Consider the following 11,419-nt stretch of genomic DNA (forward strand, 5'->3'; position numbering starts at 1 on the left):
CGGTGGCGAGAGCAGAGGCAGAGCGCGTGGCAGCGGCACGGCAGCAAGTGGTGGCACGGCGGGACGCGGTCGAGCGGGCCCGCAGAATCGTCGTCAAGGTCGGCTCCTCCTCGCTCACCACCGCCGCGGGCGGTCTGGACGCCGACCGGGTCGACGCGCTGGCCGATGTGCTCGCCGCCGTACGCACCACCGGCGACCGGGAGATCGTGCTGGTGTCCAGCGGCGCCATCGCCGCCGGGCTCGCGCCGCTCGGGCTGGAGCGCCGTCCCCGGGACCTGGCCCGCCAGCAGGCCGCCGCCAGCGTCGGCCAGGGGCTGCTCGTCGCGCGCTACACCGCCTCCTTCGCCCGTTACGGCGTCCGCGTCGGCCAGGTGCTCCTCACCACCGACGACACCAGCAGGCGGGCCTCGTACCGCAACGCGTACCGCACCCTCGACCAGCTCCTCGGCATGGGGGCGCTCCCCGTCGTCAACGAGAACGACACCGTCGCCACCGACGAGATCCGCTTCGGCGACAACGACCGGCTGGCCGCGCTCGTGGCCCATCTCGTACGGGCCGACCTGCTCGTCCTGCTCTCCGACGTCGACGGGCTGTACGACGGCGACCCCAGCAGGCCGGGCACCTCCCGGATCGCCGAGGTGCGCGGCCCCGCCGATCTGGCCGGGGTCACCATCGGCAGCACGGGCCGGGCCGGGGTCGGCACCGGCGGCATGGTCACCAAGGTCGAGGCCGCCAGGATCGCCGCGGCGGCCGGCGTCCCCGTCATCCTGACCTCCGCGAGCCGGGCCGCCGACGCACTCGCGGGGCGTGACACCGGCACGTACTTCCACCGCACAGGACGCCGCTCCGCGGACCGGCTGCTGTGGCTCGCGCACGCCTCCACGCCCCGGGGCGCCCTCACCCTGGACGACGGGGCCGTACGGGCCGTCGTCGAGCGCCGCACCTCGCTCCTGCCGGCCGGGATCGCCGCCGTCGAGGGCGAGTTCGGCGCGGGCGACCCGGTGGAGCTGCGGGACACCGAGGGCCGCGCCGTCGCCCGCGGGCTGGTCAACTTCGACGCCAGGGAGATCCCCCAGCTCCTCGGCCGCTCCACCCGCGAGCTGGCCCGCGAGCTGGGCCCCGCCTACGAGCGCGAGGTCGTGCACCGGGACGATCTGGTCATCCTGCATTCCTGAGCCGCCCCCGAAACGGCTGAAACTCCGGCCTTCGAACGGGGACCTTTACCAAAACCGCCCCATCTTCCGCCCGGGACTGGTCAACTTTGTCCCAGGGGTAGGACCGGGTTTCGGCACGACGACGCAGCAAACAGGAGGCCGCTGGTGAGACGAGCGCGCCCGGGGGCGGCGCCCCGAGGGACCGGGGGAAGCGCCCACGCCCGGAGGACCACCGGCGGGCAACGGGCCCTGACCAGCGTCGAGGTGGGGGAGACCGCCGGCGGTGACGGCGCGGCCGGAACCGACGGTACGGAGACCCCCGGGACGGCCGGCGAACGACGGCAAGGGGAGACCACGGCGACGGCGGACGCGCGCCAGCTCTCCAAGCTCTGGCACATCACCCTCAGCGTCTCGGGCCCGGAGAGCCCGCTGACGGAGGTCAGACGCGGTCTGGAACAGCTCGCCCACGACCATCCCTTCCTGCTGACGAGCCGGTACGCCACCGACCACGCGGAGATCCGCTACTGGGAGGAGGCGAGGGACCTGCACGACGCCGCCGCGGTGGCGCTGCGCCTCTGGGGCGAGCACCGGTCGAGCGCCCGGCTCCCGCCGTGGGTGATCGTCGGACTGGAGGTCATCGACCGGGAGACGTACCACCAGCGCATCGCCGAGGGGTACGGTCCGCCGCCGGCGGCTCCGGTGGGCGTCCACCCGTTCTGAGGGCGCGCCCCGCGCCCCGTACGGTCCGCGCGGGCACCGCACGGCATCTCGCGGTCCCGTACGGCCTGCGAAGCAGGACACCAGCGGTCCCGTACGGTCCGCGAAGGCACCGCACGGCGTCTCGCAGTGCGGAATACGTGCGGAATGCCCGCAGGGCGCGCATTACCCTGCGGGCATGACCTCGCTCTCGCCGTACGACAATCTCTCCCCGGTGGTCAGGGCCGCCTACCGGTCCCGCTCCGCCGCCGCCGACCTCGCGCCACTGCCGCGCGCGGCCAAGGACGACGCGCTGCTGGCGATCGCGGACGCGCTGGAGGTCCGTACGCACGAGATCGTCACGGCCAACGCCGAGGACGTCGCGCGCGCCAGGGAGGCCGGCACCGCGGAGTCGGTCGTCGACCGGCTGACGCTGACCCCGGAGCGGATGCGCGCCATCGCCGCCGACGTACGGGACGTGGCCGCGCTGCCCGACCCGGTCGGCGAGGTCGTCCGCGGCTCGACCCTCCCCAACGGCATCGACCTGCGCCAGGTACGGGTCCCGCTCGGCGTCGTCGGGATCATCTACGAGGCGCGCCCCAACGTCACCGTGGACGCGGCCGCACTCTGCCTCAAGTCGGGCAACGCCGTCCTGCTGCGCGGCTCCTCCTCGGCGCTCGCCTCCAACACCGCGCTCGTCCGGGTGGTGCGCGACGCCGTGGGCGGCGCCGGGCTGCCCGCCGACGCCGTACAGCTCGTGCCCGGCGAGGGCCACGACGCCGTACAGGAGCTGATGCGGGCCCGCGGCCTGGTCGACGTGCTGATCCCGCGCGGCGGCGCCTCCCTGATCCGTACGGTCGTCGAGGGCTCCACCGTCCCCGTCATCGAGACCGGCACCGGCAACTGCCATGTGTACGTGGACGCCGACACAGACCTCGACATGGCCGTCGACATCCTCATCAACTCCAAGGCGCAGCGGCCAAGCGTCTGCAACGCCGCCGAAACCCTCCTCGTCCACCAGGACGTCGCCGCCGCCTTCCTGCCGCGCGCGCTGGACGCCCTCGCCGAGGCCGGGGTCACCGTCCACGCCGACGAGCGGGTCCGGGCGTACGCGGCCGGGACGAAGGCCACCGTCGTCGCGGCCACCGAGGACGACTGGGAGACCGAGTACCTCTCGTACGACATCGCGGCCGCGGTGGTGGACTCGCTGGACGCGGCCGTCGCCCATATCCGGCTCTGGTCGTCGGGGCACACGGAGGCGATCGTCACCACCTCGCAGGCCGCCGCCCGCAGGTTCACCCAGTTGGTCGATTCGACGACGGTCGCCGTGAACGCGTCCACGCGGTTCACGGACGGGGGCCAGTTCGGCTTCGGCGCCGAGATCGGGATCTCCACGCAGAAGCTGCACGCGCGCGGGCCGATGGGGCTGCCCGAGCTGACCTCCACGAAGTACATCGTCACCGGGGACGGACACACGCGCTGACCACCGGTCCCGCGGCGCCTGTGGGTCCGTCACCCACGCGGTCGCTCGCGGGCGCGTGGGTGACGAACGTGTGTGACGAATACGAAGCGGGATAGTTCGGACTCCGCCTGCCCAAAACCACGTCCCAGGTCTACCCTGAAGAGGTGCCGGACGACGTGGGGGGCAGGCCGTTCCCGGACGGCTGGGAGCCCGACGACGACCGCGGAGGCGCGGATCAGGACTTCGCCTCCGTGGTGTTCGACGAGGACTTCGTCAAAGCCGCCACCATCCACGAACCCTCCGCCGTCGAGCGTCTGCTCTCGGCGGCCCAGGCGCGCGCCGAGGCCGAGGCGGCCCGAGCGCGCTCCGGCGGGGGAGCGCCCGAGGACGAGCCGTACGACGAGCTGTACGGCCGGGACGGCGCGTACGGCCCCGACCCGGGCTACGGCGCGTACGACCCGGACGACCCCGACGGGTACGCGGGCCCGTACGGCCGCTACGGCGGCACCCTGCGCCCCTACCGGAGCACCGCCCGCTGGCACCGGCCCGTCGCCTGGCTGCTCGCCCTGCTGATGGGCGTCGGGATGGTCGCGCTCGCCTTCACGGCCGTCTACCGGGGCGCCTCCGGCAGCAGCGACGACCAGGTCCCGCAGCCCGCCAGGACCGGCATCGACAACCCCGGGGCGATCGGGCCCTCGGCCCCCGCGACCCGGACCGCCCCGGCGGTCTCGGCGGTGCCGCGCACGCCGTGACGGCGCCGTGCACGCCCGGACGGGGGGCACCGCGCATCCCCGGAGGGGCCGGGCCGCATCCCCGGCGGGGGGCGGGCCGCTACCCGAACGGCCGAACGGGTGTCATGCGGAACTTGCCGATCGGCTCGGCGTTTACGTTCGCCCCCGTCGACCTACCCTCAAGGTATGGCAGGGCGTGGAGACCCACCCGAGGGAGAACATCCTGAGGGGCTCCCCGGAGGCGAGGACGACGAGTACCGCTCGGTCGTCTTCGACGAGTCATTCATCCGGGCGGCCCGGCTCCAGGAGTACTCCGCGCGGGAGCGCATGGGCGACCACGCCCACGCGGTCCGCAGGCTGCCGCCCGGCCCGCCGCCCGCCCCCGGGCGCCGGCAGAGGTTCCGCAACGGCCCGCGGCAGTTCCTGCTGCTCCTGCTGATCCTCGTGGTGGCCTTCGGCACCGCGATCTACCTCGGGCTGCGTAACCCGTACCGGCCGCCCTCCCTCCGCGCCGTCGAGCAGGCCCGTACGTCGGTGATCCCGCTCGTCCCGGCGGGGCCCGTGCCGGGCGGCGCGCCCGCCGAACTCCTCGCCCGCAGCCCCGCCGCGCAGTTCCGGTCCGGCGCGGCGGGGATCACCCTGCCCGCCGCCCGGACCGCGGGGGACTTCGCGGAGGGGCAGGTGATGTCCGCGCTGAGCATCGTCAAGGACTACCTCGTGGCGTCCTCGCTCGACCCCGACGTCCTCGCGGGACGCAGCCTGCGCCCCGTACGGGTGCTCCTGGACCCCGAACAACTCACCCAGTTCGACCGCAGCTTCAGCGATCCGGCCGACGACGGGCACCACGACCCGATCGGCTGGCTGGTCCGCTTCGACCCGGCGAAGGTGGCGCGCGCCGACGAGCAGGTACGCGTCCACGGCACGCTGCGGTACAGGGAGACGCAGCCCGGGACGCTGGAGGTCAGCACGGACCACGTCTTCGTCTATCCGCTGCGGCCCGCCGCCTCGGACAGCCGGCCCGTACGGGACGCCTCGCTGTTCACCGTCCGGCGCGAGATGCGCTTCCGCTTCGGCGTGGAGGACCTGCCCCGGCATCAGACGCAGGTGGTGACCAGCGAGGTCCAGGCAGGGCCCCAGTCCTGCTCCGCCGAGCCGCCGAGGACGCTGCGCCCGCTGCTCGCGGGCGAGCGCGCCCGGCCCCACGAACCGGCCGCGACCGATCCGTACGCGACGGGCCCGGCGCATCCGGCGCTCTGCGGGGCGCTCTCCCGCACGGCGGAGCCGAGCCCGTCGCCATGACGGAGGTGGTCCCGGGTCAGTCCTTGGCCGGTCCCTTGCCGCCGCCGGTCCCGTCGCCGTCGCCGTCCGCGGAGGCGTTGCCGTTGCCGCCGCTGCCGTTGCCGCCGCTGTTGCCGCCGCCCGTGAACCGGTCGCGCAGCTTGCCGCCCAGGTCGCCCGCACCGCCCGCGATGTCGCCCACCAGCTTCATCAGCGGGTCCTTGCTGTTGCGGACCGTGTCCGCGTAGTGCGAGGCGGAGTCCCGGAACGAGTCCGTGACCGAGGTGTCCTTGTCCTCCTCGCGGCGCGGGTAGTGACCGTCCATGACCCGCTGGTAGTCCCGGCTCTCGGACCACTTCTTCAGCTCGGCGGCCCGCACCGTCGTGAAGGGATGCGTGCGCGGGAGCACGTTGAGGATCTTGAGGACGGAGTCCCGCAGGTCGCCGCCCTCCTCGTACTCCTTGGCCTGCTCCAGGAACGCGTCCACGTTCATCTCGTGCAGGTGGTTGCCGCCGGCGATCTTCATCAGACCGCGCATCGACGCCCGCGTGTCCTGGCCGACCAGCAGCCCGGCCCGGTCCGCCGACAGCTCCGACTTGCGGAACCACTCCCGCAGCGCCGTCACGATCGCCATGATCGCGACATTGCCCAGCGGGATCCAGGCGACCTTGACGGCGAGGCTCGTGAGGAAGAGCAGTATCGTGCGGTAGACGGCGTGTCCGGAGAGGGCGTGGCCCACCTCGTGGCCCACGACCGCCCGCATCTCCTCCTCGTCCAGCAGCTCCACCAGCCCGGTGGTGACCACGATGATCGGCTCGTCCAGACCGATGCACATCGCGTTGGGCCGCGGGTCCTGCGTCACGTACATCGCGGGGACCTTCTCCAGGTCCAGGATGTAGCAGGCGTCCCGCAGCATGGTGTGCAGATGGGCGAACTGCGCGTCGCCCACCCGCACCGAGTCGGAGAGGAAGAGCAGCCTCAGGCTGCGCTCCGGCAGCAGCGCGCTGAGCGCCTTGAACACCGTGTCGAAACCGCTGAGCTTGCGCAGGGCGACCAGCGCCGAGCGGTCCGCGGGGTGTTCGTACGCCCGGGAGGAGATTCCCGGGAAGCGCTTGCGCTGCCGGCTCGGCACATTCTCGCCGCCGGTCGCCTCGTTGCGGTCTTCGGTCATGGATATCCCCTGTTCGTACGAGTCCAGAATCCAAGGCTCGTCCCCCTGACGGACCCCAGACTAGGCGCTGGGGCTACCGTGTGGCGGGGGCCTGTGGATGAGGTGCCGGGGCAGCGCCCGGATCTCAGCCGGAAAGAGACCGAGGAGCACCACCGTCATGCCGGAAACCGCCACCCTGCTCGCCGCCGCCTCCGAACAGCAGGGAGCGGGCAACACGCTGCGCATCGTGCTGGTCGTCCTGCTCGTGGGAGCAGCCCTGCTCGCCTGGTTCCTGCTGCGCGGATACCGCGACAACGACCACAACGACTGAGTCGGCGTGAGCGTGCCCCGGGGGCCCGCATACGATGTGGGCGAAGTCTCCGCGGACCTCAGGAGAGTCCAGCTCTCCGGAGGATCCAGACCCCCGACGAAAAGGGCCCGTAGAAGATGAGCCTCACCGGCACCGCCGCCCACCTGGTCACGCTCGCCGAGGGCGCCGAGATGGGCGGCAACCACGAAAGCCTGAATCCGGTCCTCGTCGGCGGCGGCGCCCTCTTCGCGCTGCTCCTGCTGCTGTGGATCACCACGCGCTTCAACCGCGACCGCTGACACCGGGGCGTACGGGTGTGCCAGTAGGCTCTGGACGTATGGGAGACCAGCAAGCGTCCAGCGGTCGCGGAGCGGCAGGACCGGACAGACCGGAGCAGGGCCCCGGGCCCGGAACCGAGCACGGCAGGCGCCGACTCGGCGTGATGGGCGGCACCTTCGACCCGATCCACCACGGACACCTCGTGGCGGCCAGCGAGGTCGCCGCGCTGTTCCAGCTCGACGAGGTGGTGTTCGTACCGACCGGTGAACCGTGGCAGAAGAGCCAGCGCGCGGTGTCGCCGGCCGAGGACCGGTATCTGATGACGGTCATCGCGACCGCGTCCAACCCGCAGTTCTCGGTCAGCCGGATCGACATCGACCGCGGCGGCGCCACGTACACCATCGACACGCTGCGGGATCTGCGGTCCCTCAACGAGGACGCCGACCTCTTCTTCATCACGGGGGCCGACGCGCTCTCGCAGATCCTGAGCTGGCGGGATCACGAGGAGCTGTTCTCCCTCGCCCACTTCATCGGGGTCACCCGGCCGGGTCATGATCTGACGGACGACGGACTGCCCAAGGGCGGGGTCTCCCTGGTGGAGGTTCCCGCGTTGGCCATCTCCTCGACCGACTGCCGTGGGAGGGTCGCGAAGGGCGATCCTGTCTGGTACCTGGTGCCGGACGGCGTCGTGCGCTACATCGACAAGCGGCAGTTGTACCGCGGCGCCTGAGCCACGGAGAGGGGCACCGGTGAACGACCAGCAGCAGCCGTACGACCCGTACGGCCCCTACTACACGCAGCCCCAGATCGTCGGTTACGACGAGTACGGGCAGCCGGTGTACCAGCAGCCCCCGCAGCAGCAGTACGACGCCTACGGGCAGCCCCTGCCGCAGCAACAGCAACAGCAACAGCAACAACAGGGGTACGGCTACGACCCGTACGCGCAGCAGCAGGATCAACAGCAGGCACAACAGCCCCAACAGGCTCAGCAGCAACAGATCCCGCAGCAGTACGACCCGTACGCCCAGCAGATGCCGCAGCAACAGACGCAGCAGCAACAGGGGTACGGGTACGACCCGTACGGGTACGACGCCGGCCCGCAGCAGGCCCGGCAGACGCGACAGGAGCAGCAACAGGCCCCGCAGCAGGCGCCGGTCGCCGTCGACCGGCCCTCGGCCGCGCGGGCGTCCGAGCCGGCGCCCGAGCAGTCCGCCGCCCCCGTGACGGCCGCCCCCGCCGCCGAGCCAGGGCGCGGGGCGGAGCCCGAGCAGCCCGCGGTACCGGGGCAGCGGCGCCCCGACGGCGAGGAACGCGACTACAAGACCGAGCAGTTCGCGTTCATAGAGGAGCCCACGGAGGACTCCGAGGACGTCATCGACTGGCTCAAGTTCACCGAAAGCCGTTCCGAGCGGCGAGAGGAGGCCAAGCGCCGCGGCCGCAGCCGTGTCGTGGCCCTCGTCGTCGCCCTCGCCCTGGCGATCACCGGAGGCGTCGGCTACCTCTGGTACGCGGGCAAGCTGCCCGGCATGTCCACGACGGACGCGCCGCAGACCACCGCGTCGGGCACACAGAAGCGCGATGTGATCGTCGTACACCTGCGCAGCACCAAGCAGAAGGACACCTCCACGGCGCTGCTGGTCAACAACTCCACGACCGGCCAGGGCACCACCGTCCTGCTCCCCAACGTCCTCTCCATCGCGGGCGACGAGGGAGCCTCGACGACCCTCGGCAAGTCCGTCGACGAGGACGGCTCGGACGGCACCCGCGAGGGCATCGGCACGCTGCTCGGTACCAAGATCGCCGGCACATGGCGGCTCGACACGCCGTATCTGGAGAACCTGGTCGAGCTGGTCGGCGGCATCGAGGTGACCACCGATGTCGAGGTGCCCGCCGCCAAGAAGGGCGACGACCCGCTGGTCCCCAAGGGCGAGAAGGAGACCCTCAACGGACGGGCGGCCGTCGGCTACGCCACCTACCGCGCCCCCGGCGAGGAGGAGGCCAAGCAGCTCACGCGCTTCGGGCTGGTGCTCCAGGGCGTCCTGCGGAAGATCTCGGACGACCCGAAGGCCGCGACGGTCACCGTCGAGACCCTGGCGCAGATCCTGGACCCGTCGCTGACCGAGAAGGACCTGGGCGCCGCCCTGGCCAAGCTCGCCGAACACGCCAAGGTGGGCGACTACAAGACGACGGTCCTGCCCGCCCAGGCCAACGGCACGCTCAGCGAGGAGTCCACCGAGACCGTGGTGAAGGACATCCTGGGCGGCTCGGTGACCGCGCCCGAGCAGGGCGACGCCCTGCGCGTCGGCGTGAAGAACGCGAGCGGGAACCAGGACGCGGCAGAGTCCGCCAGGATCGCGCTGGTCAACGGCGGCTACAGCTTCGTGGACGCCGGTACGGCCGACGCCGTGGCCTCCTCACGCGTCACCTACGCGGACGCCGCCAAGAAGGAACAGGCCGAGGAGACCGCGAAGACGCTGGGGCTGCCCACGAGCGCGGTCGAGAAGGGCAAGGCGGCGGCCAACGCCGATGTCTCCGTCGTCCTCGGGCAGGACTACAAGGTCGACTAGTGCCGCATCAGGCAACGTTCGCCCCGTTGAGGACTGCGGGTAGCCGCTCCTCCAGAGCGCCCGCCCGGTACACGCTAGGTCATGACTGCCAGCGGCAGCCGGACCGCGGGGGGCAGCGGCGGCATGAGCGGCTCGGTCTGCATGCCCTGTAACAGCAGCGCGGCGAAGCGCCGAGAGGCGGCCACCGCAGCGGCTGGGGATGTGGTTCGGATGCCGCCGTTGGCCATGAGCACCATGATCAGGTCGTCCAGGACGAAGTCCGGGCGCAGTTTGCCCGCCGCCTTGGCCCGGCGGGCGAGCTCGGCGACCTTGCCCAGTGCCCGCTCCCGGGCTGCAGCGAAGTCGATCGCGCGTGGGAAAGCCGAGACGAACGCAGCGGTGAAGCCCCGGTCCTGTGCGTGCAGTTCACACACTTTCTCAATCGCCCGGCAGAAGCCGCGCCATGGGTCCGGATCGGCCAGTCCCTCGTCGACGATGGCGGTGCAGGCCGCCATCTGCTCGGTGAAGACCTCGGTGACCAGCGCCTCTTTGGTCGGGAAGTGTCGGTATAGGGTCGCGGGGCCGACCTCGGCACGCCGCGCGATCTCACGCATCGCCACGTCCAGCCCCTCCGCAGCGAATACGGTGCGGGTCACGGCGAGGATGCGCTCGCGGTTGTCCCGGGCATCAGCGCGCAAGGAGTGAGACAAACGGTTCGTCACCGCTCTCACTTTAGCTAAACGGACGGGGTGCTCCGGTAGCGTCCGGCGCCATGAGAGCACTGCAATTCTCCGAGTACGGTCCCGCAAGCGTCCTGGAGGTCGCCGACATGCCGGAACCGCATGCGGGACCAGGCCATATCCGGGTGGCCGTAAGGGCCTCTGGCGTCACTCCCGCCGACTGCTACCTCCGCTCAGGCCGGTTCCGCGACATGATGCCGCTGCGCCTGCCCCACGTCCTCGGCGTGGACGCCGCGGGTGTGGTCGACGAGGTCGGCCCAGGCGTCACCGGTGTCCGGCCGGGCGACGAGGTCTTCGGCATCGTCGATCTCGCCGAGCGCGGCGGTGCGAACGCCGAGCACGCCGTCCTGGCGGCCTGGGCGCCGAAGCCGGACGCGCTGAGCTGGGAGCAGGCTGGCGCCGCCGCGAACATCGAAACCGCTACGCGCGCCCTCGACCGGCTGAAGGTCACCGCCGGCACGACCCTGCTGATCGAGGGCGCCGCAGGCGGGGTCGGCACTGTCGCCATCCAGCTCGCGGCGGCCCGCGGCGCGCACGTCTTCGGTACGGCCAGCGCACGCAACCATGCGTTCGTCGCGGGACTGGGGGCGACACCGACCACCTACGGCCCCGGGTTGGCCGAACGGGTCACCGCCCTGGCACCGGACGGAGTCGACGTCGTCCTGGACTGCGCCGGATCCGGCTCGCTGCCCGATCTGGTGGACCTCGCAGGAAGCCCGGACCGGGTGATAACGGTCGCCGACCTGAACGCCGCGAAGTACGGGGTCCACCTGTCACGCTCGGCGGGCCCCGGCGCGGATCCGCAGGCCGTCGAAGGACTCGCCGCGGCCGCCGCTCTCGCCCAGCAGGGCCGCTTCACTGTGCCGGTCGCGGCGGCCTTCACCCTTGAGAACGCGGCTGCAGCACACCAGTTGAGCGAGACCGGCCACGCCCGGGGAAAGATCGTGCTTACCCTCTAGTGCCGCAGCAGAGCGCCTTAGAAGTCATCTCATTTGGGCGACTCGGTATTCTGTGAGTCATGGTGGGGATCGTTGAGCGGCTGGTGCCGGATGAGTTGTGGGAGTTGTTCCAGC

The 11,419-nt window shown here is 71.8% G+C and carries 12 protein-coding genes; 10 read left to right on the top strand and 2 right to left on the bottom strand.

What is annotated here, in order from left to right:
* The first annotated feature begins 26 nt into the window (after positions 1–26).
* The 5 genes from proB (at position 27) to ACIQ7D_RS11030 (ending at position 5,342) form a co-directional block, all read left to right on the top strand.
* On the top strand, positions 27–1,175 hold the full coding sequence (gene proB / locus ACIQ7D_RS11010) for a glutamate 5-kinase (protein WP_403936022.1): 1,149 nt from the start codon (positions 27–29) through the stop codon (positions 1,173–1,175).
* 144 nt (positions 1,176–1,319) lie between these two features.
* A complete protein-coding gene (locus ACIQ7D_RS11015; RefSeq protein ID WP_403936024.1) occupies positions 1,320–1,874 on the top strand; it encodes a hypothetical protein in 555 nt (184 codons plus the stop codon).
* A 175-nt stretch (positions 1,875–2,049) separates the two neighbouring features.
* Complete coding sequence (locus tag ACIQ7D_RS11020; RefSeq protein WP_403936025.1) at positions 2,050–3,333, top strand: glutamate-5-semialdehyde dehydrogenase; 1,284 nt, start codon at positions 2,050–2,052, stop codon at positions 3,331–3,333.
* Positions 3,334–3,476: 143 nt separating this feature from the next.
* Complete coding sequence (locus ACIQ7D_RS11025) at positions 3,477–4,064, top strand: hypothetical protein (protein WP_403936027.1); 588 nt, start codon at positions 3,477–3,479, stop codon at positions 4,062–4,064.
* A gap of 165 nt (positions 4,065–4,229) precedes the next feature.
* Positions 4,230–5,342: a hypothetical protein gene (locus ACIQ7D_RS11030; protein WP_403936028.1), complete on the top strand. Its 1,113-nt coding sequence runs from the start codon at positions 4,230–4,232 to the stop codon at positions 5,340–5,342.
* A 16-nt stretch (positions 5,343–5,358) separates the two neighbouring features.
* Here the strand turns inward: ACIQ7D_RS11030 and ACIQ7D_RS11035 are convergent, their stop codons facing one another.
* Positions 5,359–6,492 (bottom strand): M48 family metallopeptidase, encoded by a 1,134-nt coding sequence (locus ACIQ7D_RS11035; RefSeq protein ID WP_403936030.1) that lies wholly within the window; start codon positions 6,490–6,492, stop codon positions 5,359–5,361.
* Positions 6,493–6,649: 157 nt separating this feature from the next.
* Here ACIQ7D_RS11035 and ACIQ7D_RS11040 point away from each other — a divergent pair, with 157 nt between their 5' ends.
* From ACIQ7D_RS11040 to ACIQ7D_RS11055, 4 genes are all read left to right on the top strand, one after another.
* Complete coding sequence (locus tag ACIQ7D_RS11040) at positions 6,650–6,802, top strand: hypothetical protein (protein ID WP_403936032.1); 153 nt, start codon at positions 6,650–6,652, stop codon at positions 6,800–6,802.
* Between the two features lie 116 nt (positions 6,803–6,918).
* A complete protein-coding gene (locus ACIQ7D_RS11045; RefSeq protein ID WP_403936034.1) occupies positions 6,919–7,080 on the top strand; it encodes a hypothetical protein in 162 nt (53 codons plus the stop codon).
* 38 nt (positions 7,081–7,118) lie between these two features.
* Positions 7,119–7,790 (top strand): nicotinate-nucleotide adenylyltransferase, encoded by a 672-nt coding sequence (gene nadD, locus ACIQ7D_RS11050; RefSeq protein ID WP_403936036.1) that lies wholly within the window; start codon positions 7,119–7,121, stop codon positions 7,788–7,790.
* A 19-nt stretch (positions 7,791–7,809) separates the two neighbouring features.
* Complete coding sequence (locus ACIQ7D_RS11055; protein WP_403936038.1) at positions 7,810–9,627, top strand: LCP family protein; 1,818 nt, start codon at positions 7,810–7,812, stop codon at positions 9,625–9,627.
* Between the two features lie 74 nt (positions 9,628–9,701).
* Here ACIQ7D_RS11055 and ACIQ7D_RS11060 read toward each other — a convergent pair whose 3' ends face one another.
* Positions 9,702–10,328: a TetR/AcrR family transcriptional regulator gene (locus ACIQ7D_RS11060; protein ID WP_403936040.1), complete on the bottom strand. Its 627-nt coding sequence runs from the start codon at positions 10,326–10,328 to the stop codon at positions 9,702–9,704.
* Between the two features lie 50 nt (positions 10,329–10,378).
* On the opposite strand from ACIQ7D_RS11060, the gene ACIQ7D_RS11065 reads away from it, so the two are divergent.
* Positions 10,379–11,305: an NADP-dependent oxidoreductase gene (locus ACIQ7D_RS11065; protein ID WP_403936042.1), complete on the top strand. Its 927-nt coding sequence runs from the start codon at positions 10,379–10,381 to the stop codon at positions 11,303–11,305.
* Positions 11,306–11,419: the final 114 nt, after the last annotated feature.

The sequence above is a fragment of the Streptomyces sp. NPDC096310 genome (assembly GCF_044763125.1).
Taxonomy (GTDB): Bacteria; Actinomycetota; Actinomycetes; order Streptomycetales; family Streptomycetaceae; genus Streptomyces.

Coding starts and splice junctions, on each gene's coding strand:
- ACIQ7D_RS11020 (WP_403936025.1), top strand. CDS start 2,050: ATGACCTCGCTCTCGCCGTACGACAATCTCTCCCCGGTGGTCAGGGCC.
- ACIQ7D_RS11040 (WP_403936032.1), top strand. CDS start 6,650: ATGCCGGAAACCGCCACCCTGCTCGCCGCCGCCTCCGAACAGCAGGGA.
- nadD (WP_403936036.1), top strand. CDS start 7,119: ATGGGAGACCAGCAAGCGTCCAGCGGTCGCGGAGCGGCAGGACCGGAC.
- ACIQ7D_RS11065 (WP_403936042.1), top strand. CDS start 10,379: ATGAGAGCACTGCAATTCTCCGAGTACGGTCCCGCAAGCGTCCTGGAG.
- ACIQ7D_RS11035 (WP_403936030.1), bottom strand. CDS start 6,492: ATGACCGAAGACCGCAACGAGGCGACCGGCGGCGAGAATGTGCCGAGC.
- ACIQ7D_RS11045 (WP_403936034.1), top strand. CDS start 6,919: ATGAGCCTCACCGGCACCGCCGCCCACCTGGTCACGCTCGCCGAGGGC.
- ACIQ7D_RS11030 (WP_403936028.1), top strand. CDS start 4,230: ATGGCAGGGCGTGGAGACCCACCCGAGGGAGAACATCCTGAGGGGCTC.